The sequence below is a fragment of the Paraburkholderia kururiensis JCM 10599 = LMG 19447 genome, from assembly GCF_003986935.1.
Taxonomy (GTDB): domain Bacteria; phylum Pseudomonadota; class Gammaproteobacteria; order Burkholderiales; family Burkholderiaceae; genus Paraburkholderia; species Paraburkholderia kururiensis.
The window spans coordinates 23026-47845 of the sequence record NZ_RJZE01000023.1 but is presented as its reverse complement, the minus strand read 5'-3'; the positions used below and the strand labels follow the sequence as shown (position 1 = coordinate 47845).

The 24820-nt window shown below is 66.1% G+C and carries 25 protein-coding genes; 13 read left to right on the top strand and 12 right to left on the bottom strand.

The window, feature by feature from the left end; all coding sequences use genetic code 11:
* Positions 1 to 14 precede the first annotated feature (14 nt).
* The 3 genes from PKKP23_RS25090 to PKKP23_RS25080 are packed head-to-tail and all read right to left on the bottom strand — an operon-like array spanning position 15 to position 4080.
* On the bottom strand, positions 15 to 215 hold the full coding sequence (locus tag PKKP23_RS25090; protein ID WP_126878869.1) for a DUF1656 domain-containing protein: 201 nt from the start codon (positions 213 to 215) through the stop codon (positions 15 to 17).
* Complete coding sequence (locus PKKP23_RS25085; protein ID WP_126878868.1) at positions 205 to 2400, bottom strand: FUSC family protein; 2196 nt, start codon at positions 2398 to 2400, stop codon at positions 205 to 207. Before PKKP23_RS25085 ends, PKKP23_RS25090 begins: the two co-directional genes overlap by 11 nt.
* A 9-nt stretch (positions 2401 to 2409) precedes the next feature.
* Positions 2410 to 4080, bottom strand: coding sequence for an efflux transporter outer membrane subunit (locus PKKP23_RS25080; protein ID WP_126878867.1), 1671 nt, complete (start codon positions 4078 to 4080; stop codon positions 2410 to 2412).
* Positions 4081 to 4247: 167 nt separating this feature from the next.
* On the opposite strand from PKKP23_RS25080, the gene PKKP23_RS25075 reads away from it, so the two are divergent.
* Both PKKP23_RS25075 and PKKP23_RS34195 read left to right on the top strand, forming a co-directional pair.
* The gene (locus tag PKKP23_RS25075; RefSeq protein ID WP_126878866.1) at positions 4248 to 5186 is read left to right on the top strand and encodes a LysR family transcriptional regulator; all 939 of its coding nucleotides are present in this window, start codon (positions 4248 to 4250) and stop codon (positions 5184 to 5186) included.
* A gap of 246 nt (positions 5187 to 5432) precedes the next feature.
* Entirely contained in the window at positions 5433 to 5609 is a 177-nt protein-coding gene (locus PKKP23_RS34195; RefSeq protein WP_168724598.1) for a hypothetical protein, read from the top strand.
* A 10-nt stretch (positions 5610 to 5619) separates the two neighbouring features.
* On the opposite strand, the gene PKKP23_RS25070 is transcribed toward PKKP23_RS34195, so the two are convergent.
* From PKKP23_RS25070 to wrbA, 4 genes are all read right to left on the bottom strand, one after another.
* Positions 5620 to 6447: a metallophosphoesterase gene (locus PKKP23_RS25070; protein ID WP_126878865.1), complete on the bottom strand. Its 828-nt coding sequence runs from the start codon at positions 6445 to 6447 to the stop codon at positions 5620 to 5622.
* A gap of 115 nt (positions 6448 to 6562) precedes the next feature.
* Positions 6563 to 8008: an FAD-binding oxidoreductase gene (locus PKKP23_RS25065; RefSeq protein WP_126878864.1), complete on the bottom strand. Its 1446-nt coding sequence runs from the start codon at positions 8006 to 8008 to the stop codon at positions 6563 to 6565.
* 166 nt (positions 8009 to 8174) lie between these two features.
* The gene (locus PKKP23_RS25060; RefSeq protein ID WP_126878863.1) at positions 8175 to 8594 is read right to left on the bottom strand and encodes a DUF2069 domain-containing protein; all 420 of its coding nucleotides are present in this window, start codon (positions 8592 to 8594) and stop codon (positions 8175 to 8177) included.
* The gene (wrbA, locus tag PKKP23_RS25055) at positions 8591 to 9193 is read right to left on the bottom strand and encodes an NAD(P)H:quinone oxidoreductase (protein ID WP_017777758.1); all 603 of its coding nucleotides are present in this window, start codon (positions 9191 to 9193) and stop codon (positions 8591 to 8593) included. The genes PKKP23_RS25060 and wrbA overlap by 4 nt, the downstream gene beginning before the upstream one ends.
* A gap of 84 nt (positions 9194 to 9277) precedes the next feature.
* Here wrbA and PKKP23_RS25050 point away from each other — a divergent pair, with 84 nt between their 5' ends.
* The gene (locus PKKP23_RS25050) at positions 9278 to 10597 is read left to right on the top strand and encodes a YihY family inner membrane protein (RefSeq protein ID WP_176049085.1); all 1320 of its coding nucleotides are present in this window, start codon (positions 9278 to 9280) and stop codon (positions 10595 to 10597) included.
* A gap of 7 nt (positions 10598 to 10604) precedes the next feature.
* Here PKKP23_RS25050 and PKKP23_RS25045 read toward each other — a convergent pair whose 3' ends face one another.
* From PKKP23_RS25045 to PKKP23_RS25035, 3 genes are all read right to left on the bottom strand, one after another.
* Positions 10605 to 10931, bottom strand: a complete 327-nt coding sequence (locus PKKP23_RS25045) for an Mpo1-like protein (protein ID WP_017777760.1) — start codon at positions 10929 to 10931, stop codon at positions 10605 to 10607.
* A gap of 146 nt (positions 10932 to 11077) precedes the next feature.
* The gene (locus tag PKKP23_RS25040; RefSeq protein WP_126878862.1) at positions 11078 to 11911 is read right to left on the bottom strand and encodes an alpha/beta fold hydrolase; all 834 of its coding nucleotides are present in this window, start codon (positions 11909 to 11911) and stop codon (positions 11078 to 11080) included.
* A complete protein-coding gene (locus PKKP23_RS25035; RefSeq protein ID WP_126878861.1) occupies positions 11908 to 13278 on the bottom strand; it encodes an O-acetylhomoserine aminocarboxypropyltransferase in 1371 nt (456 codons plus the stop codon). The genes PKKP23_RS25040 and PKKP23_RS25035 overlap by 4 nt, the downstream gene beginning before the upstream one ends.
* 47 nt (positions 13279 to 13325) lie before the next feature.
* On the opposite strand from PKKP23_RS25035, the gene PKKP23_RS25030 reads away from it, so the two are divergent.
* The 4 genes from PKKP23_RS25030 to aroC all read left to right on the top strand — a co-directional run bounded on the left by PKKP23_RS25030 (position 13326) and on the right by aroC (position 17484).
* A complete protein-coding gene (locus PKKP23_RS25030) occupies positions 13326 to 13577 on the top strand; it encodes a hypothetical protein (RefSeq protein WP_126878860.1) in 252 nt (83 codons plus the stop codon).
* 68 nt (positions 13578 to 13645) lie between these two features.
* Positions 13646 to 14107 (top strand): CBS domain-containing protein, encoded by a 462-nt coding sequence (locus PKKP23_RS25025; RefSeq protein WP_017777763.1) that lies wholly within the window; start codon positions 13646 to 13648, stop codon positions 14105 to 14107.
* Positions 14108 to 14393: 286 nt separating this feature from the next.
* On the top strand, positions 14394 to 16331 hold the full coding sequence (locus tag PKKP23_RS25020; protein WP_126878859.1) for an MFS transporter: 1938 nt from the start codon (positions 14394 to 14396) through the stop codon (positions 16329 to 16331).
* Positions 16332 to 16383: 52 nt separating this feature from the next.
* Positions 16384 to 17484 carry a chorismate synthase gene (aroC, locus tag PKKP23_RS25015; RefSeq protein WP_017777765.1) on the top strand — a complete coding sequence of 367 codons (1101 nt, stop codon included), beginning with the start codon at positions 16384 to 16386 and terminating at the stop codon, positions 17482 to 17484.
* A 107-nt stretch (positions 17485 to 17591) separates the two neighbouring features.
* Here the strand turns inward: aroC and PKKP23_RS25010 are convergent, their stop codons facing one another.
* Complete coding sequence (locus PKKP23_RS25010) at positions 17592 to 19265, bottom strand: electron transfer flavoprotein-ubiquinone oxidoreductase (RefSeq protein ID WP_126878858.1); 1674 nt, start codon at positions 19263 to 19265, stop codon at positions 17592 to 17594.
* 186 nt (positions 19266 to 19451) lie between these two features.
* Between PKKP23_RS25010 and PKKP23_RS25005 the strand changes: the two genes are divergently transcribed.
* Both PKKP23_RS25005 and PKKP23_RS25000 read left to right on the top strand, forming a co-directional pair.
* The gene (locus PKKP23_RS25005; RefSeq protein WP_017777767.1) at positions 19452 to 20228 is read left to right on the top strand and encodes an SDR family oxidoreductase; all 777 of its coding nucleotides are present in this window, start codon (positions 19452 to 19454) and stop codon (positions 20226 to 20228) included.
* Between the two features lie 45 nt (positions 20229 to 20273).
* The gene (locus PKKP23_RS25000; protein WP_017777768.1) at positions 20274 to 20711 is read left to right on the top strand and encodes an acyl-CoA thioesterase; all 438 of its coding nucleotides are present in this window, start codon (positions 20274 to 20276) and stop codon (positions 20709 to 20711) included.
* 167 nt (positions 20712 to 20878) lie between these two features.
* Here PKKP23_RS25000 and PKKP23_RS24995 read toward each other — a convergent pair whose 3' ends face one another.
* Positions 20879 to 21433, bottom strand: a complete 555-nt coding sequence (locus tag PKKP23_RS24995) for a PAS and helix-turn-helix domain-containing protein (protein WP_126878857.1) — start codon at positions 21431 to 21433, stop codon at positions 20879 to 20881.
* Between the two features lie 281 nt (positions 21434 to 21714).
* Here PKKP23_RS24995 and PKKP23_RS24990 point away from each other — a divergent pair, with 281 nt between their 5' ends.
* The 4 genes from PKKP23_RS24990 to PKKP23_RS24975 all read left to right on the top strand — a co-directional run bounded on the left by PKKP23_RS24990 (position 21715) and on the right by PKKP23_RS24975 (position 24736).
* On the top strand, positions 21715 to 22419 hold the full coding sequence (locus tag PKKP23_RS24990; RefSeq protein WP_126878856.1) for a CoA transferase subunit A: 705 nt from the start codon (positions 21715 to 21717) through the stop codon (positions 22417 to 22419).
* A 2-nt stretch (positions 22420 to 22421) separates the two neighbouring features.
* The gene (locus PKKP23_RS24985; RefSeq protein ID WP_126878855.1) at positions 22422 to 23063 is read left to right on the top strand and encodes a CoA transferase subunit B; all 642 of its coding nucleotides are present in this window, start codon (positions 22422 to 22424) and stop codon (positions 23061 to 23063) included.
* 331 nt (positions 23064 to 23394) lie between these two features.
* The gene (locus PKKP23_RS24980) at positions 23395 to 24270 is read left to right on the top strand and encodes an alpha/beta fold hydrolase (RefSeq protein WP_017777772.1); all 876 of its coding nucleotides are present in this window, start codon (positions 23395 to 23397) and stop codon (positions 24268 to 24270) included.
* Between the two features lie 112 nt (positions 24271 to 24382).
* Positions 24383 to 24736: a RidA family protein gene (locus PKKP23_RS24975; RefSeq protein WP_017777773.1), complete on the top strand. Its 354-nt coding sequence runs from the start codon at positions 24383 to 24385 to the stop codon at positions 24734 to 24736.
* The last annotated feature ends 84 nt before the right edge of the window (positions 24737 to 24820 follow it).

The window sequence follows — 24820 nt, the reverse complement described above, 5'->3', positions numbered from 1 at the left end:
CGTGCGTCCGGTGTTCAGCCGTAAACGAAGAGCCCCAGCGTCGTGCACACGCACACGAGCAGGCTTGCCCGGAAGAGCGACGGATGCCACACCGCGCGATACAGCCCCGTGCGCGCGAGCAGCCGGTCGAGCACCCACGTCAGCACGGCGCCCAGAATGAAGATCGGCACGATGGCCGGCATGTAGGCATCGAGGAAAGCGATTTCACGGGGCATGGCGGTCTCCTTCATGGCGGCGGCCCGGCGCAACGGCCGCTTCGAGCGGCGATTGCGGATCGAGCAGCGCGCTGCGCACGAAATGCAGGTAGCTCAGGATGCGCTGCAGCTTGTGGCGTTCCTCGCGCGGCGGCGAGAAGGTGACGAGCGCCTGCTGCGTGGCGGCGATGGCGTCCGCGGTTGCCGCGAGCGCGGCGTCGAGCCGGCGCCCGTTGGGCGCCTGAAACAGCCCCACCAGCGGGTCGCCCAGCCGGCGGATCGCCACGCGCCACGGCATGCTCGCCTCGTAGCGCGGGTCGTGCGGCAGCGTACCGATTTCGTTGCGCAGGTCGATCATCGCGTTGCCCACTTCGAGCACCGCGAAGAGCCAGCGCAGCGTGTCGCGCTTCACCTCGGGCTCGTTCTGGGCGAGCGAGTTGATCTGGAACATCAGGTCGCGGGCGCGGCTTTCGAAGCGCGAGCGCAGCCGCGTGAGCCGCCCGCGGCAGGCGAGCGCCACTTCGTCGCGCAGATCGGCGAAGAGCCGGTTGCGCAGCCACGGCGTGGAAGGCGGCAACAGCACGGCGAACGCGATGGCAGAGACGAGCATCGAAAGCACGAGCGCGAGCGCATCGTTCATGAAGCTCACCGGCTCGTAGTGAATCAGGTTGTCGGGGCCGGCGAGAAAGCAGAAGAAGATGCAATAGCCCGCGCCGATGCCTGCGTATTTCGGCCGCGTGGTGAGAAACACGCCGAACGCGAGGCACGGCGTGAGCACGGCGCACAAGAGCGGAAAGCCGTCGATGTGCGGATACACGCCGAACGTCATGATCATGCCGACGAGCGACGAGAGCATCGTGCCGAGCGCCATCTGGAACGCCATGCGCGCGGGATACGGCGACGACGACGCGAGCGCGCAGACGGCCGCCGCGTTGAGCACGAGCGTCGTGCCGCTCGGCCACGCGGTCGCGATCCAGAAGGCGCCGAGCGCGGCCATCACGAACGCCGCGCGCAGTCCTGCGACGCCGGCCGCGATCAGGTTGGTCTTCGGCTCGTAGCGTTCTATCCAGCGCTCGCGGGCGTGCGTGTCCACGGCGAGCGAGGCGTAGGTCGCGGTGTAGGCGTGCAGGTCGTCGAGGAAGCGGTAGAGCAGTTCCGAAGCGGTGTCGAAATCGAGCAGCGGCACGTCGGCGCGGGATTCGAGCAGGGCGCGCGTCGCGCGGATGCGGCGCGGCAGCGCGGCCCGATAGGTTTCGAGCTGCGCAGCGGCGTGCTCGGCGTCGGCCGCCGTGAGCACCGGTTCGCCGGACTTCGCGAGCAGCGGCGCGATCTCGTGGAAATACGGCTCCAGTGCTTCGATGGTGGCGTGCGCGCCGGCGTCGTGCAGCCGGTTCATCAACTGATGCAGCCCGTGAAAGCGCGTGGAGGCCGTCATGAACTCGCTGTTCAGACGCGCGAGCCGCCCGCTGCGCATGCGTGCATCCGGGCTTTCGAACACGGCCACGCTGCGCGTGGCCTCGAAGCCGACGATGTCCGCGACGAAGCGCGCGTTGGTGGCCTCGATCTGCGCGCGGTCCGCCTGTCCCGCGAGCGACGCCGAGACATACTCGACGAACGCCGAAAAGCGTGCGCGCACCGTGCTGCGCATCTGCTCGCCGGCGAACTGCGGAAACACGAGCCCGCTGACGGCGCCCGAGCAGAGAATGCCCACCACGATCTCCGCCACGCGCGTGAGTGCTGACATGAACGCGTCGTCAGGATGTTGCGAGGCCGGAATGCCGATCAGCGCGGCCGTGTAGCCGGCCAGCACGAAACCGTACGAGCGGAAGTTGCGGTTGCGCGCGGCGCCGGCCGTGCAGATGCCGACCCACAACGCCGTCGCGGCGATGAACAGCTCCGGCTGCTGGGCGAAGAGCCCGATCAGCGCAAGCATGACGACGAGGCCGACGAGCGTGCCGCCTATCCGGTAGAAGCTCTTGGCGAAGACCATGCCGCTTTGCGGCTGCATCACGATGAAGACGGTGGTCATCGCGGTGCGCGGCTGCGGCAGATCGAGCCGCATCGCAATGCCGAGCGCGAGCAGACCGGCCGCAATCGCCTTGAACAGGTAGATCCACGTGAGGCCGTCCGTGCGGGCCCATTCGGCGAAGGCCGGGACGAGCGCGGCACCCGGTACGCGCGGCGCGGAGGAGGAAGGAGCGGACACGGGCAGTCCTCAGGGAGCGGGCCGCGGCGTGGCCGACGCGGTCGGCGCGGTCGACGTGGCCGGTGCTGTGGCGCGCGAGATTTCCGGGGTGGTTCCGTTGCCGACGGTACTGCCGCTGCCTGCGGTCGGCACCGTGACAGCCGGTGCGCGATTCACGTCGAGCGCGGCGGGCATGTGCGGCAGCAGGCTCGCGTCGCGGCCGTGCGCGGGCAGCGCATCGGCTTGGCGCGGACCGTCGGCCGGATCGGCGAGGCCGCCGCCCAATGCCGCGACGAGCGATGCGTGCGCGGTGAGCTGCGCCGCCTGGATGCGCGCCACGCCTTCCTGCGCGCGCAACAGCTGCGTCTGCGCCGTGAGCACGTTGAGGTAGTCGGTGAGGCCGCGCCGGTAGCCTTCCACGGAAAGATCGTAGTTGCGCTGCGCCACCGCGACCGAGCGCTCAGCGGAGGTCTTTTGCGTGGCGAGCGAGCGGATGCGCACCACCTCGTCGGCGATCTGCCGAAGGGCGGTAACGAGCGTCTGGTTGTACTGGTCCACGGCGGCGTCGTAACCCGCCGATGCCGCGCCCAGTTGCGAGCGCAGGCGCCCGCCGTCGAAGATCGGCAGCGACAGGGCGGGGCCAGCCGTCCATCCGCCGTTGGCCGCGTGCAGGAATTGCAGCATCGGGCCGGCTGCGGCGAAGCCGCCGAGCGACGCCAGCAGGTTGATGTTCGGATAGAAGTCGGCCTTCGCGACGTCGATGCCGCGTGCCTGCGCGGCCACGGTCCAGCGCGCGGCGACCACGTCGGGCCGATGGCCGATCAGGTCGGCGGGCAACGCGGAGGGCAGGCCCGCGGGCGCGGTGAGCGCAAGCTTCGGCCGCATGATGGTTTCACCGGCGCCGGGCCCCTTGCCCGCGAGTGCGGCGAGCTGGTTCTGGCCGAGCGCGATGGCTTCGCCCAAGGCGTCGATCTGCCGTTCGTACTCGGGCAGCGGCGTTTGCGCCTGGGTCACCTCGAGCTGTGTGCCGATGCCGCCCTTCAGGCGCCGCTCTGCGTAGGCCAGCACCTTCTGCTGCTGCGCGAGCGTGGCGCGCGCGATGTCGAGCAGCGCGTAGTTCATCGAGAGTTCGACGTAAGCGCGCACCACGTTGGTTTCGAGTTCGAGCCGGGCCGCGCGCGCGTCGGCGGCGCGGGCGTGAGCGGCGTCGAGCGCGCGTTCGGCCGCGCTGCGGTCGCGGCCCCACAGGTCGAGGTGGTACGAGAGGCCGAGCGTGCCCGTGTTGTTCCAGGTGTTGGCGTTGGCGAGCGGGCCTGGCCCGTAGTAGACGTTGTCGGGCCAGTGCTGACGCTGCATCGAGAGGTCGCCCTTGATCTGCGGGGCGAGCGCGGCTGCGGCCACACCGGCCATGGCTTGTGCGTCGCGCACGCGGGCCTCGGCGATGGCCAGCGTCGGGTTGCCGGCGAGCGCGGCGTCTACCCATGCGTCGAGTTGGGGATCCTGGTAGGCGCGCCACCAGTCCGCGGCGGGCCAGGCGGCGTCGGCGTTGGCGGCGCGGATGGCCGCGCCCGCGTCCAGCGACGTGGCGTCGAGACCCTGCGCCTGCGGTGCAATGCCTCCGGTACTGGCGCAGCCGGCGATTATCAACGAGATCGTAAGAACCGTGAGGGTGGCTGTCCCTTTGCACACCGGAAACCGCACAATTCCCTCCTGGATCGACATAGAAAGCGTGATGAAAAGCAATGACGCATTATATTTTTTGGCCGATTCTCGAATAACCCGCAAGAGTGCAAGGCATTATTACGGACCTTGAGATAATCATACTTGCAGCTTGTGCAACAATCCCTGTCGTCAGGAGGAGGGGAGCGATGGACACACTACAGAACATGCGGGTATTCGTCAGGGTTGTCGAAGCGGGTAGCTTTACGGGTGCCGCGCAGCACCTCAATACGACGACAGCTTATGCCTCGCGCGCGGTTTCCGACCTCGAAGCGCATCTGCGCACACGGCTGCTCAACCGCACCACCCGGCGCATCGCTCTTACCGAGGCCGGCGAGCGCTATCTGCAGCGCTGCGAGCAGATCCTTGCGTACGTCGACGAAGCCGAGGCCGAAGCGGGCGACGCGCATGCCCGCCCGTCCGGCCGGCTCAAGGTGCACGCCATGACGAGCTTCGGCCAGCATTACGTCGTTCCGGCGGTGAGCCAATACCAGCAGCGCTACCCGGACGTTCACGTGGAACTCACGCTGGCCCAGCGCATGCCCGACCTGCTCGATGAAGGCTACGACGTGGCGCTGGTGCTCGCCACGGAACTGGCCGACTCCGGCTTCGTTTCGCAGCGTATCGGAAGTGCTTTCAGCATTGTGTGTGCCTCGCCGGCTTACCTCGAACGCCACGGGGTGCCGCAGGTGCCCGCCGACCTCGCGCGTCACGTTCTCTTGCAGATGGTGACACCGGTGTTTCCGTCCACCCATTGGGATTTCAACGGGCCGCACGGACGCGAGTCCGTGGAGGTCGGGCCATCGCCCTTTCAGGTCAACGTGGCGGAGGCCATGGCGTCCGCCGTGCGCGAGGGCATGGGTATTGCCTTGCTACCCATCTACTCGGCGGTCAATGGGTTGAAAAGCGGTGAGCTGGCGTGGATCCTGCCCGAATACACGGCGCAGGAGATGAACGTCTACGCAGTCTACCCGTCGCGGCAGTATCTCGACGCGAAGATTCGCACGTGGGTCGAGCATCTGCGCGAGACGCTGCCGGCCACGATGGCCGAGGACCAGGCCGCGCTGAAGCGCTTTGCGCGCAAGTAGCCGCGCTGTTCGCGTTTTGTGTTCGGCTTGATGTCCCTCCGGTTCGTGTGTCCGGTCTTGTGTGCGCTGATGTGGGCATGCCGCCTGCGGCGCGCCCTGTGTCGACTGCCGCTCGGCGTGTGATATGTGACCTGCTGTTACACGGCGCATGCGGCGTACAACACTTGCTTACTTTTTCGCGCGGCGCCGTTTGCTAACGTGTCGGGACCGGCAAGACCGAAGCAAGGCATAACGAAGAGGATTGGTATGGACACGCATCTGATGATTGGCGTCGCGGTGATGGTGGGACTGATCGGCCTCGCGGCGTCGCGCGACCTGCTTCAGGCGCTGCGCGCTCAACTGCGGCCCGCGACCGTGCGGGTCACCACGAGTGGTGCGCGGCGCATGGTTTCTTCGTGCCGGGACGTCTCGCACGGAGATTGAGGCGTCGGCCTCAGATCTCGATGACCTTGTCCCAGGCGAAGTGGCGGTTTTCCAGCCGGCCCGTGCGCCGGTCCACATAGCCGCGCGGATTGCACACCACGCGTGTGCCGTTCACCGTGTAGTCGAATGCTGTGTGCGTATGGCCGTGTACCCAGAGCGAGACGGGTGCGCGCACCAGCGACGGCAGGTCGTTCACGAAGCCCGCCGATACCGGATCGGCCGCATACCGGGCCGCGAGACTTTGCCGGTGCGGCGCGTGGTGCGTCACCACGATCGTCTTGCCTGAGAACGGCTTCGCGATTTCGGCTTCCAGCCACGCGCGGGCCCTGGCGTGCATGGCCAGCGTGTCGGCGGGCGTGAAGTCGCGCGGCTCGGACGTGGCGGCGGCCGCGCCGGCTTTGGCGTTCGCGGGCCACGAGACCTGAATCAATCCCCGGAAGTCCAGCATCACCTTGTTCGCCGCTTCAATGGCTTCGCGGCGCGTTGCCTCATTGGCGCCGAAGAGCGCAAAGTCGGTCCACAACGTGGTGCCGAGCACGCGCCAGCGCCCCTCTGGGTCCACCAGCACGGTGTTGTTCAGGAAGTGCACGTTGTCTACCGAGTGCGCGGCGTCCTGCATCGCCGTTTCCAGTGCGCCGAATTCGCCGTCGTAGTACTCGTGATTGCCGGGTACGTAGACCACCGGTACCGCGGCGTCGAACGTTTCAGCGGCCCAGCGCAGCCCCAGCGCGTGGTTATGGATGTCGCCCGCGAGAATCACGAGGTCGGCCTCGGCGTGGGCAATGGTGTCCGGCTCGTCGCATTCCAGATGCAGATCGGACAGCACACGAATCTTCACGACGTCAGCTCCTCGACGGTTGCTTCAACAGTTGGGCTTGTTTCGCTTCGTGCCCCGACGAACACCGGACGGGCGCGGCATGGTGCCCGCGATGGTCTGGGGTGGAAGGGCGCGGCTAGGGATTGAAGCGTACCACCTTGCCCGGGTTCATCAGGTTGAGCGGATCGAGCGCCTGTTTGAGCGTGCGCATCAGCCGCACTTCGACTTCGCTCTTGTAGTGCGCGGCGTCGTCCACCTTCAACTGGCCGAGACCGTGTTCCGCGCTGATGCTGCCATGGTGGCGGTGCACGCTGTCGTAGACCACGCGGTTGATCGGGCTCTGGTACTGCGCGAGGAACGCCTTCGCATCCACGCCTTCGGGCGCCTGCACGTTGTAGTGCAGATTGCCGTCGCCAAGGTGGCCGAACGTCACCATGCGCGCGCTGGGCGCGGCTGCGGCGATGGCGGCGTCCGTTTCCGCGATGAAGGTGCCGATGCGCGAAATGGGCACCGCGATGTCGTGCTTGATGTTGAGTCCTTCCTCCGCCTGCGCGAGCGGGATGTGCTCGCGCAGATGCCAGAACGCCTGCGACTGCGCGAGGCTTTCCGCGACCACCGCATCTTCCACTAGACCCTCTTCGAGCGCCGTCTCCATCAGACGCTCGAAGAGTCCGCGCGCGTGCTCTTCGCTCTCGCTGTCGGACAGTTCGAGCAGCACGACCTGTGCGTGCCGGCTCTCGAACGGATAGCGCATCTGCGGGAAATGCCGGTTCACAAGTTGCAGGCAGAAATCGGACATCAGCTCGAAGCCCGTGAGAAGCGGGCCCGCGAAGCGTTGGGCGAGCGCGAGAAAGTCTAGCGCGGCGTGCGGCGAGGCGAGCGCGGCAAGCGCCGTGACGCGCGCGGCGGGCAGCGGATGCAGCTTCATGACGGCCGCGGTGATGATGCCGAGCGTGCCTTCGGCGCCAATGAAGACGTCGCGCAAATCGTAGCCGGTGTTGTCCTTGCGCAGCCCGCGCAGGCCGCTCCAGATCTCCCCTTGCGGCGTCACGACTTCGAGGCCGAGGCACAGTTCGCGCGTATTGCCGTAGCGCAGCACGCCGGTGCCCCCGGCATTCGTCGCCAGATTGCCGCCGATCGTGCAGCTGCCTTCGGCGGCGAGCGAAAGCGGAAAGAGCCGGTCCGCTTCGCGGGCGCGCGCCTGGACTTCGGCGAGCACGACGCCCGCTTCGACGGTGATGGTGTTGTTGTGCGGGTCGACGTCGCGTATGCGGTTCAGGCGCTTCACGCTCAATACTGCCTGCGTGCCGCTTGCGTCCGGTGTGGCGCCGCCCGCGAGCCCCGTATTGCCGCCCTGGGGCACGAGCGCCACGCGGTGCTCGACCGCGGCGCGCACGAGCGCCGCCACCTCTTCAGCGTTGGCGGGCGTCAGCACGGCGCAGGCGGCGCCCGTGTAGCGGCGGCGCCAGTCGGTGAGGTACGGGGCGGTGTCGTGCGCATCGGTCAGCACGTGCTGCGCGCCGACGATCTCGACGCAGGCGGCAATGAACGACGAAATGGCGGTTTCAGCGGCTTCGGACATGATGAAGTGGGACGAAGGTAGGTATGCGGTGTCGGTTTGATTTGCGGCGTGTTGAGTGGAGTATCGCGCGACGTGTTGCGTAAGGTGCATTAGCCGGATGGCTATTGAGCGGGCCGTTCGGGGACGTATTCGCGCCCGGTAACGCGACAGGCCGGCAAGGCACGCGCTACTGTTGTCCGGGCGGCGCGCGTCGCGCAGCGCGCTTGAACGGCGCGACATAGACGAGAGCAGCAACAAAAAAAGCGCCGGCGAGCACGACCTCGACCCAGCCCAGCCGGCTCGACAGGCCGCCGTCCGTCATGCCGCGCACGATGCCCTCGGCGACATACAGCAGCACGAGCATCGACGCCCATTGCAGCGTGTACAGGTCGCGGCGAGCCACGCCGCGCAGCGCGAACAGCAGCGGGGCGGCCTTGAGCACGAGAGCCGAACCGCCGGGGCGAAGCGGCGCGAGCCACAGCTCCCATGCAATGCAGAGCGCGATGAGCCCCACGAGCGCGGCAAGCGCGCCGAGCGCCGCGGCACGCGACGACTCGACGCGTGCGTTCGCGGCCTGCGCGCTGCCGGCATCGCGAGGGATGCTCATGGCCGCTCGTTCAGCATGGACGCCGTACGGGCCAGCCGTGCGCCCAGCGCGATGGCGAGCGTGCGTTCGTCGGCGGAGATGCCGTTCGCCGCTGTACCTGCGCGGGCGAAGTGCGAGGCACCGTAGGGCGTGCCGCCGCTTTGCGTGGTGGCGAGCGCGCTTTCAGTGTAGGGAATGCCGACGAGCAGCATGCCGTGATGCAGAAGCGGCAGCATCATGGAAAGCAGCGTGGATTCCTGGCCGCCGTGCAGGCTGCCGGTCGACGTGAACACGCAGGCGGGCTTGCCGGCGAGCGCACCCGAGAGCCATTGCGGTGTGGTGCCGTCGAGGAAATACTTGAGCGACGCGGCCATGTTGCCGAAGCGCGTGGGTGAGCCGAGCGCGAGACCGGCGCATTCCTCGAGGTCACGCAACTCGGCGTAGGGCGGACCGGACTCGGGGATGTCGGGCTGTGTGGCTTCGCAGACGGTGGATACGGGGGGCACGGTGCGCACGCGCGCCTGAACACCGGGCACGCTGTCGATGCCTTGCGCAATCGCGAGCGCGAGTTCGCGGGTTGCGCCGTGCCGGCTGTAATAGAGCACAAGGATGTCTTTCATAGGCCTCGTCGGTGAACAGGTATTATAGGGGTTGGGTCGGCCGCGCATGCCGCGCGCGGCGCACACTTCGATTGAGGCGGGGCGATGGACTGGTTGTCGAAAGTGCGTGTGGATCTGGATCTCGTGCGGCGGCTTGCGCGCTTTGCTGCGCGGCGTAGCGCAGAAGACCGCATCCCCCAGGTGGCCGGTAGCCTGACCTTCACGACGCTGCTTTCGCTTGTGCCGCTCGCTACCGTCGCGTTCGCACTCTTCACGGCCTTTCCGATTTTCGCGCAGTTCCAGATGTCCCTGCAGGGCTTCCTCGCGGATCACCTGATGCCCTCGCAGATCAACGACCAGATCTTTCGCTACCTGAACCAGTTCGCGTCGAAGGCCAAGGGCCTCACGACGATGGGCATGATCGTGCTGTTCGTCACGTCGGTCATGACCATGATGACCATCGAATCCGCGTTCAACGTGATCTGGCGCGTGCGCAAGCCGCGGCCGTTCGCGCAGCGCGTGCTGGTTTACTGGGCTGTGCTCACGCTGGGGCCCATCCTCGTTGGCGTGAGCCTTTCCATCTCGTCGTATCTGTTCACCAAGTCGCTTGCTTTCGCGGCGGGCCAGAGCGGCTCCGGCGTGATCGAATGGCTGCTGACAGGCGCCATGCTGCCGCTCATGGTGCTCGCGTTCACCATGCTCTACGTCTATCTGCCGAACTGCCGCGTGGAATGGCGCGACGCGGTGGTGGGCGGCGTGTGCGCGGCCGTCGCGTTCGAACTGGCCAAGCGCGGCTTCGGCTATTACGTGCGGCGCATTCCCACCTATACGGCCGTGTACGGCGCGTTCGCCGCGGCGCCGATGTTCCTGCTGTGGATGTATCTGAGCTGGTTCATCACGCTGGCGGGCGCGATGATCGCGTCCGCCTTGCCGGAAATACGCATCGGGCAATTCCACCGGCCGCAGTTTCCCGGCAGCGATCTGCTGGACGGGCTGCAACTGCTCGGCCGGCTTGCCGAAGCACGTGACGTCGGACGGCCCGGCCATACGCTGCCCGAGCTTGCGCGCATGCTGCGCCGGGACATGGAAACCACCTCGCGGTTGCTGCAGCGCTTCGAAGCGCTCGAATGGGTGGCGCGGCTCGAGCAGGGCGGGGCTGAACCGCGGTTCCTGTTGATCGCCAATCCCGGCCAGATTTCGGTGGCGCGCCTGTTCGGCCTCTTCGTCATCGACCGTGACGAGCTCGAGTATCAGCTTAAGCTACGCTCCAGCCGCGTGGATGCAGCCATGCTGCTTGCCGCGCTCGATAACGAAAAACTCGCCTTGTCGCTGGCTTCCCTCATGGCGGCGCGCGAGGCTCGCGCGGCTTTCGCCGGGAGCGACGCCCATCACCCGTCGTCCATGCCGCACCAGACGGCAGTGTGACCTTGCCCTACAAAGGCAGCTTGCCGCGGCAGATGTCCGCGAACATCACCCAGTCGCCCATCAGACTGTAGATCGGGTGTCTGAAGGTGGCGGGACGGTTCTTCTCGAAGAAGAAGTGCCCGACCCACGCGAACCCGTAGCCGCACACGACCGCCGCCGGCAACCAGGGCCAGTGGCCGGTGGCGATTGCCATGGCCACGCAGCCGATCACGCCCAGCGAACCCACGAAGTGCAGCCGCCGCGATACCGGATTGCGATGCTCGCCGAGATAGAACGGGTAGAACTCGTCGAAGTTCGCGAAGTGTTCGTTTTCGCGGTGCGTGGTGCGTTCCATGATCGCCTCCTTGCCCTCGCTGTGGCGTTCGTGATTGCGTTCGAACGATTGTGCTGCTGTCGTACCACCCGTGCAACCCGGCTATCCGGCCGATGCCGCGACACGCGCGCAACCGCTATCGTGGTGCCTGCGATGGCCGTTTCGTCTCAGGCAAGCAATGCACCCGGGCGTGATGCAAAGGCGAACAGGCTGTCGAGCGTGGCGTCGGGTTGCTCGGCCATGATGGCGTGTCCTGCGTCGAGCGTGACGGTATCCGCTGTCACGCCGGCCCGCGTGAAGGCATCGGCCAACGCGCGCGCCGCACGCGGCGGCGTCATGACGTCGCGCCGGCCGACGATGATTCGCACGGGGCAGCGCACGGCCGCGGCGCGTGCGAGGCCGTCGGTATACGCGTTGCAGGCGGCGAAATCGGTATGGAACAACTGGGGTTCGCCGCGCGCCGACACGCGTTCCATGAGCCGCTGGTTCATGCCGTGCAGCCAGAACCCCGGGCCGGGATTCGACGGTTTGGCCGCGATCGTCGAGTGTGACCATGCGTTCACCATGGCGATCGCTTCGGGTTCGCGCTCGCGGGCGGCATCGAGCAAAGCGGGCGAGACGGTCATGGGCAACGCGGTGGCGAGCATCGCGAGATGCGTGGTGCGCGCCGGATAGCGTGCGGCGAAGTCGAGGGCGATCAACGAGCCCATGCTGTGACCGGCCACGAAGGCGCGCTGCACGCCCGCCGCGTCGAGCAGTGCGGCGAGCCAGTCCGCCATGGCGGGAACGTCGCGCAATGCCGGCCCGGCGCTGCGGCTGTGGCCCGGCAGGTCGACCGCGAGCACGCCGAAGCCGTGGTTTGCGAAGTAGCGCGACTGCAGTGCCCACACACTGTGATCGTGCTCGGCGCCGTGGACGAACACGGCCGTCGGCAGCGTCGGATCGAAGGGCTTGCCGCCGGTATAGACATAAGCGGGTACGCCCCGCACGTCGAGGATCATGGCGCCTCCTTGCCTGCCCGCGCCGGGTTGGCGACGGCAGCGCCGGGGGCCGAGGCGGGAAGGGCGCTTGCCGCGGGCGCGGCGTTTTTCTGCGCGGCTTTCAGCGCGCGCTTGAGGTCGTCGATCAGGTCGTCCGGGTCTTCGAGGCCGATGGAGAGGCGGATCGTGCCTTCGGCGATGCCTGCTGCGGCGAGGGCGGCGGCATCCATGCGGAAATGCGTCGTAGAGGCCGGATGGATGACGAGCGAGCGGGCGTCGCCCACGTTGGCGAGATGTGAGAACAGGGTCAGGGCTTCGATGAAACGCCGCCCGGCGGCGCGATCGCCGCGCAGGTTGAAGCTGAACACGGCGCCTGCTCCGCGGGGCAGCAGGCGTTGCGCCAGCGCGTAGTCGCGGTGGGTCTCGAGCTCGGGATAGGCGACCGATTCCACCGCCTCGTGCGCGGCCAGAAACTGGACCACCTTGCGCGTGTTCGCGACGTGCCGGTCCATGCGCAGCGGCAGCGTTTCCACGCCCTGCAGCAGTTGCCATGCGGCCTGCGGATGCAGGCAGGCACCGAAGTCGCGCAGACCCTCGCGGCGCGCGCGCAGCAGGAACGGGGCAACGGTGCTTTCCTCCGCGAACACCATGCCGTGGAAGCCCTCGTAGGGCTCGGTCAGTTCCGGGAAATGGCCCGATGCGTCGAAGTCGAATGTGCCGCCATCCACCAGCACGCCGCCGATCGTCGTGCCGTGGCCGCCCAGGAACTTGGTGGCGGAGTGGTAGATCAGGTCGGCGCCGTGCTCGAAGGGGCGCAGCAGGCAAGGCGTGGTGAATGTCGAGTCGACGAGAAGCGGCACGCGGTGTTCGTGGGCGATCTGGGCCACGGCAGCGATGTCGAGCACGTCGAGCCCGGGATTGCCCAGCGTTTCGCCGAAGAGCAGCCGGGTTTGCGGGCGCAGCGCCGCGCGCCAGGCGTCGAGGTCATGAGGCGGAACGAACGTGGTCTCGATGCCGAAGCGCCGCAGCGTGTAGTGGAGAAGGTTATGCGAGCCACCGTAGAGCGCGCTGGAGGCGACGATGTGCGAACCCGCGCCCATCAGCGTGGCGATGGCGAGATGCAGCGCCGCCTGGCCGCTTGCGGTGCCGATGGCGCCGACGCCGTTTTCGAGTGCTGCGATCCGCTCTTCGAATACGGCAACGGTCGGGTTCGAGATGCGCGAGTACACGTGGCCCGCACGCTCCATGTTGAAGAGCGCGGCGGCATGGTCGGTGTCGCGGAACGAAAACGAGGTGGTCTGGTAGATCGGCGTCGCGCGGGCGCCCGTGGCGGGATCCGGGGCCGCGCCGGCATGCAGCGCGAGCGTGTCGAAACGGTTGGCGGACATGTCGATGGGCCCGGGCCGGTGCGGCCAGAACTTTGTGAGGTAAGGGAGTGAGCGATCGTAACACCGGGCTGCGCGGCATCAAGTGCCGTTTTCCCCCAAGCTCGTCGATGGATCTGAAGGGGCCGCTGCGCGAGGCGGCCGTTGCCGGTATTTCGATCGCAAATGAATGCCGTTGTGCGTGGAATGGCCGCTTTCCTTTTGCCGACCTTTCCGCTAGCATCAAAAATCAGTCTGCATTGCTTATGCGGCATGGGCTTTTGCCCCGCGCATTGCCGCTCGGGTGCCCTATGTCTGGATAAGTCCAGATAAGTCCGCATAACCAGCCGCATTTGTGAATTGCATTTACCCGTATCGCCAGGAGACGACCATGCGAGTCAGCGACATTTTGAAGGTCAAGGGCAACACCCTTTTTACCGTGACGCCCGACACGCCGCTACACGCCGCAGTCAACACCATGGCCGAGCACGACATCGGGTCGCTCGTCGTGATGGAATATGGCGATCTGGTCGGCATGCTGACCTTCCGTGAAATCATTCTGACGCTGCGCAAAAACGATGGCAGCCTGGGCGCGGCGACCATCCGCAAGGTAATGGACGACCACCCCGTCACCTGCACGCCGGAAACCGACGTCAACGAAGTGCGACGAATGATGCTCGAACATCACGTCCGTTATTTGCCCGTTTTGGACAGCCGCACGCTGATGGGGGTGATCTCGTTCTACGACGTGGCGAAGGCCGTGGTGGAAGAGCAGAGCTTCGAAAATCGCATGCTGAAGGCATATATTCGCGACTGGCCCGAGGAAGAGGGCGAGCAGCCCACGCGGCAGTAAGCGCCGGCGGTTGCTCCGTCGGTGGTTCACCGGGTGGGCTCGCGCCCAGGGGCGAGCAAGCTGTGCGCCGTGAGTTCGCGATCGTCGGCCCGGTTCCAACCTGCCGACGGTACCGCGGTCACCGTTTCGAGAGAAAAACGCGCGCAGCAGGCGCGCGTTTTTTTGTCGAACTCACCTGGCCGTCGCTGGCCGTCGTGGCCTCTACCCCGGCCTCTACCTCAACACCCGCTTTCACCAGGCGGACATTGCCGGTGCCGGCCCCATTCCTGCCCCTCCTGCCTCCCTCATGAGCGACCGCCCCTTGCCCGCTGCGCGCCGCGCCCCTCGCGACGGCGAGGTACACGAATCGCAGTTCAGGCTGCTGCGCGAGCGCCGCTTTGCGCCGTTCTTCTGGACGCAGTTCCTCGGCGCGATGAACGACAACGTCTTCAAGATCGGTTTCACCTCGCTCGTCACCTATCAGACGGCGCGTTTTTCCGGCGTGGATCCGAAAACCGCACCGTTCCTGATTTCCGCGATCTTCATCCTGCCTTTCGTGCTGCTGTCGGCGACCTCGGGCCAGATCGCCGACAAGTACGACAAGGCCATGCTCACGCGTTTCGTGAAGACCTTCGAGATTGCCGTGATGCTCGTCGGCGGCGCGGGGTTCTGGCTGCACAGCGCGGCGCTGCTGTACACCTGCACGTTCTTGATGGGCGTGCATTCCACCGTGTTCGGTCCCGTCAAGTACGCCTACCTGCCGCAGCACCTCACGAATGCTGAGCTGGTGGGAGGTAACGGCATGGTGGAGATGGGCACGTTCGTCGCCATCCTCGTGGGCACGATTGCCGGTGGCGCCGCGGCAGGGCTGCCGGGCAACGGTGCGGCCGTGCTGGCGTGCCTGTGCGTCTCGGTTGCGCTCATCGGACGTTTTGCCTCGGCATTCGTGCCGCCTTCCACGCCTTCGCAGCCGGAGCTGCGAATCAACTGGAATCCGGTTGGCGAAACCTGGCGCAACCTCACGCTGGCCCGCGGCAATCGCACGGTGTTTCTGAGCCTGCTCGGTATTTCGTGGCTGTGGTTCGTGGGCGCGACCTTCCTCGCGTCCTTCTTCAACTTCGCGAAGGACGTGCTCTCAGCGAACCCCGATGTCGTCACCGTGCTGCTTGCCACCTTCTCGGTGGGCATCGGCACGGGCTCGCTGCTGTGCGAGCGGCTCTCGAAGCGCCGCATCGAGATCGGGCTCGTGCCGCTCGGCTCCATCGGCATCAGCGTGTTCGCCATCGACCTCTACTTCGCGAGCCACGCGCTTCCGGGCGCCGGACACCTGCTCGCGGTCGGCGAATTCCTGCGCCTGCCGGCGCACTGGCGCATCCTCGTCGATCTGTACCTGCTCGCGATGTTCGGCGGCTTCTACAGCGTGCCGCTCTATGCCCTGATCCAGAGCCGCAGCGTGCCGAGCCACCGTGCGCGCATCATCGCGGCGAACAACATCCTGAACTCGCTGTTCATGATCGTCTCGGCGCTGATGGCGATGGCCCTGACTTCCGCGGGCGTCGGCATTCCGGGGCTCTATCTCGTCACGGCGCTTCTCAACGTGGCGGTGGCCGCCTACATCTATCTGCTCGTGCCGGAGTTTCTGCTGCGCTTCGTCGCGTGGCTGCTCGTGCATACGGTCTATCGCATCCGGCTGGTGCACACGGAGCGCATTCCGGCCGAAGGGCCGGCCGTGCTCGTCTGCAATCACGTGAGCTATGTCGATGCGATCGTCATCATGGCCGAAAGCCCGCGCCCCATCCGCTTCGTGATGGACCACCGGATCTTTCGCGCGCCGCTGGCCGGCTGGCTGTTCCGCCACGCGAAGGCCATTCCGATTGCGCCGGCGCACGAGGACGCGCACCTGCTCGCGGCGGCCTACGAACAGTGCGCCAAAGTGCTCGCCGAGGGCGAACTGGTCTGCATCTTCCCCGAAGGCAAACTCACGCGGACGGGCGAGATCAACGCGTTCCGTCATGGCGTGATGGAGATCATCGAACGCATGCCGGTGCCGGTGATTCCAATGGCGCTGCGCGGCCTGTGGGGCAGCGTCTTCTCGCGCGACGAAAGTGCGCACCTGCCGCGGCCGCTGCGGCGTGGTGCGGTCAGCCGGCTCACACTTGCGGTGGGCGAGCCGCTCGACCCGGCCAGCGTCACGCCGGAAGGGCTCGAGGAGATCGTCACGGCGCTGCGGGGCGCCCGGCGCTGAACGCGCGGGCTGGCATAATAGCGGCTTCCCCGTTTTACTTTGGACGACGCTCATGTCCGGCAACACGCTCGGCACGCTCTTTACCGTCACGACCTTCGGCGAATCGCACGGCCCGGCCATCGGCTGCGTGATCGACGGCTGCCCACCCGGCATGGCGCTCACTACCGAAGACATCCAGTTCGAACTCGACCGCCGCAAGCCCGGCACGTCGCGCCACGTGACGCAGCGCCAGGAAGAAGACAAGGTCGAGATTCTCTCGGGCGTATTCGAAGATGTGACGACCGGCGCGCCCATCGCGCTCCTCATCCGCAACACCGATCAGCGCAGCAAGGACTACGGCAACATCGCCGAAACCTTCCGCCCGGGTCACGCGGACTACACGTACTGGCAAAAGTACGGCATTCGCGACTATCGGGGCGGCGGCCGGTCGTCGGCGCGGCTCACGGCGCCCACCGTGGCGGCCGGCGCCGTGGCGAAGAAGTGGCTGCGCGAGAAGTTCGGCGTGGAGGTGCGGGGCTACATGAGCGCGTTGGGCGAGATCGACGTGCCGTTCGTCGACTGGTCGCACGTGCGCGAGAATCCGTTTTTCGTGCCGAATGCCGACATCGTGCCGCAGCTCGAAGCCTACATGGACGCGCTGCGCAAGGACGGCGACTCGATCGGCGCGCGCATCAATGTGGTGGCGTCGGGCGTGCCGGTGGGCTGGGGCGAGCCGTTGTTCGACCGGCTCGACGCCGACATCGCGCACGCGATGATGGGCATCAATGCGGTGAAGGGCGTCGAGATCGGCGCCGGCTTCGCGAGCGTGGCGCAACGTGGGTCGGTGCACGGCGACGAACTCACGCCGGAAGGCTTCGTCGGCAATCATGCGGGCGGCGTGCTGGGCGGTATCTCGACGGGGCAGGACATTACCGTCTCCATCGCAATCAAGCCGACGTCGAGCATTCGTACGCCGCGTCGCTCCATCGACAAGGCGGGGCAGCCCGCGACGGTGGAGACGTTCGGTCGCCACGATCCCTGCGTTGGCATTCGCGCCACGCCGATTGCCGAAGCGATGCTGGCGCTCGTGCTGATCGATCATGCCTTGCGGCATCGCGCCCAGTGCGGCGACGTGGTGACCACGACGCCGAAGATCGCGGCCGGAACGCCCTGAAGCGTTCGAGCGCAAGCACCACGCCGTAAAAAGAAACGCCGCTTGAAAGCGGCGTTTTTTGTATCGGCGAAAGAAGGGCCGTTGTGCGTGCTGACGGCCCCGAGTCCTCACATGTTCGGATAGTTCGGCCCGCCGCCGCCTTCCGGCGTCACCCACACGATGTTCTGCGTCGGGTCTTTGATGTCGCAGGTCTTGCAGTGCACGCAGTTCTGCGCGTTGATCACGAGCCGGTCGTTGCCGTCGTCGTTCTTCACGAATTCGTAGACGGCGGCAGGGCAGTAACGTCCCTCCGGTCCCGCATACGTGCGCAGGTTCACGTTCACGGGCACGCTCGGGTCCTTGAGCGTGAGGTGCGCCGGCTGGTTTTCCTCGTGATTCGTGTTCGAGATGAACACCGACGAGAGTCGGTCGAACGTGAGCTTGCCGTCCGGCTTCGGATACTCGATCGGCTTGCACTGCGATGCGGGTTTGAGCATCTCGTGGTCCCAGTGCTGATGATGCAGCGTCCACGGCACGTTGCCGCCGAAGAGCTTTTGCTCGATGCCGACCATCAGCGTGCCGAGGTAGAGCCCCTTGCTCATCCACTGCTTGAAGTTGCGCGCACGGTGCAGTTCCGTGTAAAGCCACGACGTCTTGAACGACTCGGGGTAGGCGGTGAGTTCGTCGGCGGTGCGGCCGGCCTGCACGGCGTCGAACGCGGCGTCAGCAGCCAGCATGCCGGTCTTGATTGCCGCGTGCGACCCCTTGATGCGCGAGGCGTTGAGAAAGCCGGCGTCGTCGCCCACCAGCGCGCCGCCCGGAAACACGAGCTTCGGCAGCGACATGAGCCCGCCCGCCGTGATGGCGCGTGCACCGTACGAAACGCGCTTGCCGCCTTCCAGAAACTTGCGGATTTCAGGGTGCGTCTTGTAGCGCTGGAATTCCTCGAACGGCGAGAGGTACGGGTTCGAATAGCCGAGCCCCACCACGAAGCCGACCATCACCTGGTTGTTGTCGATGTGATAGAGGAACGAGCCGCCGTAGGTCTGTGAGTCGAGCGGCCAGCCGGCCGAATGGATGACGAGGCCCGGCTGGTGTTTCGCGGGATCGATTTCCCAGAGTTCCTTGATGCCGATGCCGTACACCTGCGGGTCGCTGTCGCGGTTCAGCTTGAACTTCTCGTTCAACTGGCGGCCCAGATGCCCGCGCGCGCCTTCGCAGAAGAGCGTGTACTTCGCGTGCAGTTCCATGCCGAGCTGGAAGTTCTCGGTGGGCTGGCCGTCCTTGCCGATGCCCATGTTGCCCGTGGCCACGCCTTTCACCGAGCCGTCTTCGTTGTAGAGCACCTCGGCCGCGGGAAAGCCCGGGAAGATCTCGACGCCCGCGGCTTCCGCCTGCTGGCCGAGCCAGCGCGTGACGTTCGCGAGGCTCACCACGTAGTTGCCTTCGTTCTTGAAGTTCTCCGGCAGCGCCCAGTGCGGGACGGTGCGCGCGCCCGTTTCGGTCAGAAACAGAAAGCGGTCTTCGGTGACGGGCACGTCGAGCGGCGCGCCTTTTTCCTTCCAGTCGGGAATCAGTTCGTTGATTGCACGGGGGTCCATGACCGCGCCCGAGAGAATGTGCGCACCGATTTCCGAGCCTTTTTCCAGCACGCACACGCCGAGTTCGACGCCTTTTTCCGCTGCCCGCTGCTTGAGACGGATGGCGGCCGAAAGACCGGCCGGGCCGCCGCCGACGATCACGACGTCATACTCCATCGATTCGCGTGGACCGTACTGCTCAATGAGACTTGCGGGGGTCATCGAAGCTCCTCTTGCCGTTAGAATGCTTTTTTCGGGAACGTATTGTCCGGTAACGTCTGACACCCCGCAACCCGAAGAGCGCAGATTAGCACGATCGTTCTATTCTTTGTGCTACCGTATTGACGCACGTCCGGCCATGCCGCAACGTGCCGTCCACTCAACGCTCAACACCTACAAGGAACGACAATGGGCCGTTCGATCAATCTGGAAGGCAAGGTCGCGCTGATCACCGGCGCATCGAGCGGACTGGGCAAGCGCTTTGCCCAGGTACTCTCGCAGGCAGGCGCAAAAGTCGTGCTGGCTAGCCGCCGCGTGGAGCGCCTCAAGGAACTGCGCGCCGAAATCGAGGCATCGGGCGGTGCGGCGCACGTCGTGTCGCTCGACGTGACGGACTACCAGAGCATCAAGTCTGCCGTGGCGCACGCCGAGACCGAGGCAGGCACTATCGACATTCTCGTCAACAACTCGGGCGTTTCCACGACGCAGCGCCTCGCCGACGTCACGCCCGCCGACTTCGAATACGTGTTCGATACGAATACGCGCGGCGCGTTCTTCGTCGCGCAGGAAGTGGCCAAACGGATGATGATGCGCGGCAACGGCGCACACAAACCGGCGTACCGCATCATCAACATCGCGTCCGTGGCGGGTTTGCGCGTGCTGCCGCAGATCGGGCTCTATTCGATGAGCAAGGCGGCGGTAGTCCACATGACCAAGGCCATGGCTCAGGAATGGGGGCGTCATGGCATCAACGTCAATGCAATCTGCCCGGGCTATATCGATACGGAGATCAACCATCACCACTGGTCGACGGAGCAGGGACAGAAGCTGATTTCGATGCTGCCGCGCCACCGCGTGGGCAAGCCCGAGGACCTCGACGGCCTCTTGCTGCTGCTCGCGGCCGATGAATCGAATTTCATCAACGGCTCGGTGATTACGGCCGACGACGGCTTCGGGCTCGCGTGAAGACTGACGTGAAGCGTCCCACGAAATAACAGGAAGAGAAGTTCGATGAGCGAGCAGGCGTATCACCCCGTCTTCGAAATGTCGATGCCCATTCGCTGGGGCGACATGGACGCGTTTGGCCACGTCAACAACACGGTCTATTTCCGCTACATGGAGCAGGCGCGGATTTCGTGGTTCGAGCATCTCGGCATCGCGGGCGGCAACGGCGAGGGGCAAGGGCCGGTGATCGTCAACGCATCGATGGAGTTTTTGCGGCAGCTTCACTATCCCGGCGACGTCGTGTGCCGGATGACGGTCGGCCAGCCTGGCCGCAGCAGCTTCGACACCGGTTTCGAACTGCGCCGTGCGGACGACCCCGACACGCTCTATGCGCGCGGCAACGCCCGCTGCGTGTGGATCGATTACGCCGCCGGCAAATCGGTGCCGATGCCGGATCTGTTGCGCGCCACGATCGAGCGGGCCGAACTCGTCAAGGCACGTTGAGGCTCACTACCCTAGCCAGCTGAGCAGGCCAGCTGAGCAGGCCAGCTGAGCAGGCCGGCTGAGCAGGCCGGCTGAGCAGGCCAGCTGAACAGCTTCAAGCCGGCGTCCAGCCAACAACATCACACCGGCCTGTCAACCGGCGAGCGCACGATCCCGCTCGCCGGGTCTTACTGCCCCAGCAGCCGCTGCAACAGCTCGGTGGCGTTTCCCGTCCCATACTTGCGCATGAGCCGCGCGCGGTACACGTCCACCGTGCGCGAGCTGATATCCAGAATCCGCCCGATCTGCTTGCTCGTCTTGCCCGTGACGAGCTGGGCGGCAATCTCGCGCTCGCGCGGAGTGAGTTCTACGGCCACGCGGCGTGTGGCGCTGAGATCCTCGAAGGTCCAGACGCCCGCCGCGTGCGGCTCGGCGCGGTCCAATGACCGCCCCGTCACGTGGCACCAGAAGAGCTCGCCGTCGGCGCGCTTCATGATGCGGTCGTCCGCGTAGCTGCCTTGCGCGGTCATGATGGGCGGGATGCGCGCGCCGATGCGCTCGAACTCGTCCGCCGACGGATACAGCACCTGAAACGACTGCCCGATCAGCGACTCGCGCCGACACCGGAAGATCGCCGCGAGTTCGTCGTTGCAGTCTTCGATGATGCGATCGCGCGCGAGCACGAGGCCGATCGGCGCGAGATGAAAGGCGGTCTGATAGTCGAGCGAACGTTGGTCGGGCATGGGCGAAGCCGCCACGGTGGTGAGGTTACTTATGTATTTTTGCGTATTGTGCCGCAACACCGCGGCATCGTACCCTTTGCGGCAAACGAGAAGAGCGCGGCGAGCGTTGCCCTGCAAGGCGCCGCGCCGGCGTGAGGCGCACGGCCGGATGTCCATTCGGCCTGCTGCAACGGCATGCCGCCGTGTGGCTAGAATGGCGTTTGCCAACTGGCTGCCGGCGAGTTTTGCCGCGCACTGCGCCGATCCGGTTTTCGGGTTTCCATTGAGGAAGGGACAAACTGATGAACAAGGTCTATGGGAGCGCGGCTGCCGCGCTCGAAGGCATCGTCAAGGACGGGCAGACGTTCGCCGTGGGCGGCTTCGGCCTGTGCGGCATTCCGGAGGCGCTGATCGGCGCGCTGCGCGATTCGGGCGTTAAGGGCATCACCTGCATCAGCAACAACGCGGGCGTGGACGGTTTCGGCCTCGGCCTGCTGCTCGAAACGCGGCAGATCAGGAAGATGATCTCGTCGTACGTGGGCGAGAACAAGGAATTCGAACGGCAGTACCTCGCGGGCGAACTGGAACTCGAATTCACGCCGCAAGGCACGCTCGCCGAAAAACTGCGGGCGGGCGGCGCCGGCATTCCGGCCTTCTTCACCAACACCGGCTACGGCACGCTGATTGCCGAGGGCAAGGAAACCCGCCAGTTCGGCGACAACCATTACGTGCTCGAGCATTCGCTCACCGCCGACGTCGCGCTCGTGAAGGCGTGGAAGGCGGACAAGGCCGGCAACCTCGTCTATCGCCGCACGGCGCGCAACTTCAACCCGATGTGCGCGATGGCCGGCCGCATCACGGTGGCCGAGGTCGAGGAGATCGTGGAGACGGGCGAACTCGATCCGGATGCGATCCACACGCCCGGCATCTTCGTGCAGCGCATCGTGCTCAATGCGCATCCGGAAAAACGCATCGAACAACGCGTCGTGCGCGCAAAAGGAGTCTGACCATGGCATGGAATCGCGATGAAATGGCCGCGCGCGCGGCGAAGGAACTGCAGGACGGTTTCTATGTGAACCTCGGCATCGGTCTGCCGACGCTGGTGGCCAACCACGTGCCCGCGGGCGTCGAGGTGTGGCTGCAGTCGGAGAACGGGCTGCTCGGCATCGGGCCGTCGCCCACGGACGACGAAGTGGACGCCGACCTCATCAACGCAGGCAAGCAGACGGTGACGACGCTGCCCGGCTCGTCGATCTTCTCGTCGGCGGACTCGTTCGCCATGATCCGCGGCGGCCACATCAACCTGGCGATTCTCGGCGCCATGCAGGTGAGCAAGAGCGGCGACCTCGCGAACTGGATGATTCCGGGCAAGATGATCAAGGGCATGGGTGGCGCCATGGACCTCGTGGCCGGCGTGAAGCGCGTGGTCGTGCTGATGGAGCACGTGGCGAAGGGCGATCAGCACAAGATCGTCGATGAATGCTCGCTGCCGCTCACGGGCGTGGGCGTGGTGGATCTCCTCATCACCGACCTCGGCGTGATCGACGTGACCGAAGACGGTTTGCGGCTCGCCGAACTCGCGCCTGGCGTGACGGTGGACGAGATCGCGGCGAAGACGGGCGCCCCGCTCGACGTGAGCGCGGTGAGCTGAGCGGTATCACGGTTGGCGAAAAGCGGCCTGATGGTGGGTTGCTGTGGTCGCCGCGGTCGCTTGCAGGCGGGGCTGTGTGGTCGTTTGAGGTTGCGTGAGGTTATGTCGGCGAAACGTGACCCTTGTTCGGTAAATCGATTCGAAGCGGGCGGAACGTTCGGAAAGAGCGTTCCGCCCGCGGTGTTTGGGCGGTCGCGTTGCGTGTGACGCTCGTCGCGCTTTCCTTGAAAAACGCGTTGGTGCGGTTCCCCGCCGTCTACAATCGGACTCGTGCCGCCGGCGCCGCAGCGGGCCCGGCCCCGACAGTCTTCTGCCAGGACAGGACCTCACGATGACCGCTACGTCTACCGCCTTGCGCCAGCGCTTCGTTCAATGCATCAGCCCCGGCGGTCTGCACCGCATGGCCTACACCGAATGGGGCGACCCCGCGAACCCGCGCGTGCTTGTCTGCGTGCACGGGCTCACGCGTTCGGGCCGTGACTTCGACCGGCTCGCGGCCGCGGTGAGCGACACCTATCGCGTGGTGTGCCCCGACGTGGTGGGCCGCGGCCTCTCGTCGTGGCTCGCCGACCCGATGGGTTACGGCGTCGCGCAGTACGTTGCCGACATGGTCACGCTGATCGCGCGCACGGGCGCTGAAAAAGTGGACTGGTTCGGCACTTCGATGGGCGGGCTGATCGGCCTCGCCCTGGCGGGCCTGCCCGACTCACCCATCGGCAAGATGATCGTCAACGACGTCGGTCCTCATATCGAGCCGCAGGCGCTGGCTCGCATCGGCGAGTATCTCGGCAAGCCAGCGCGCTTCGAAACGCTGCAGCAGGGCATTGATCATGCCGCGTTGCTCGCGCAGTCGTTCGGCCCGCTCACGCAGGAGGAGTGGCGCGAGATCAACACGCCGCTCCTTCACGAAGTGGACGGCGCCTGGGCATTCCGTTACGACCCGCGCATCGCCCAGCCGTTCGGCGCCACGACGCCCGAGCAGAACGCGCTCGGCGAATCGATACTCTGGCGCTCGCTCGCGGCCTTCCCGGGGCGCATGCTCGTCGTGCGCGGCGAGCAGTCGGATCTGCTTTCGCATGAGACGGTGGCGCGCATGGTCAGCGAAGGGAAGGCTGTTGCGAGCGTCGAAATTGCCGGTGCGGGCCATGCGCCGGCCTTTCTTGCACCTGACCAGATCGCTATCGCGCGACGTTTCCTGATCGGCTGAGCCGCGCTCGGGTCATAATATGCGATTACACGCCTGCGCGAGGCAGGCGGCCGCGCATGGCGCTGCGCCATTGCCGCAGCGTGCCACCTTCACCACACCAACAGGAAACCTTATGGCAGTCAATCGTCACCACGTCGGCCCGCGTCTCTCGGAAATCGCCGTGCACAACGGTACCGTGTACCTGGCCGGCCAGATCGCCGAAGACACGAAGCAGGACATCACCGGCCAGACCCGCGAGGTGCTCGACCACATCGACCGCCTGCTTGCCGAAGTGAACAGCGACAAGTCGCATCTGCTTTCGGTACAGATCTTCATCTCCGACATGGCCAACTTTCCCGGCATGAACGCCGTGTGGGACACGTGGGTCGTGCCGGGCGCCACGCCGCCGCGTGCCACGGTGGAAGCGAAGCTCGCGAACCCGGCGTGCCTCGTGGAAGTGGTCGTGGTGGCGGCGCAGCGTAGCTGACGGTTGGGCGGGGCAGCCCGCGGCGCAAGCGGCTGCGGTTTGTTGCCCTGCAATTGACTGTGCGGAAGCTTCGGCTGCCGCATG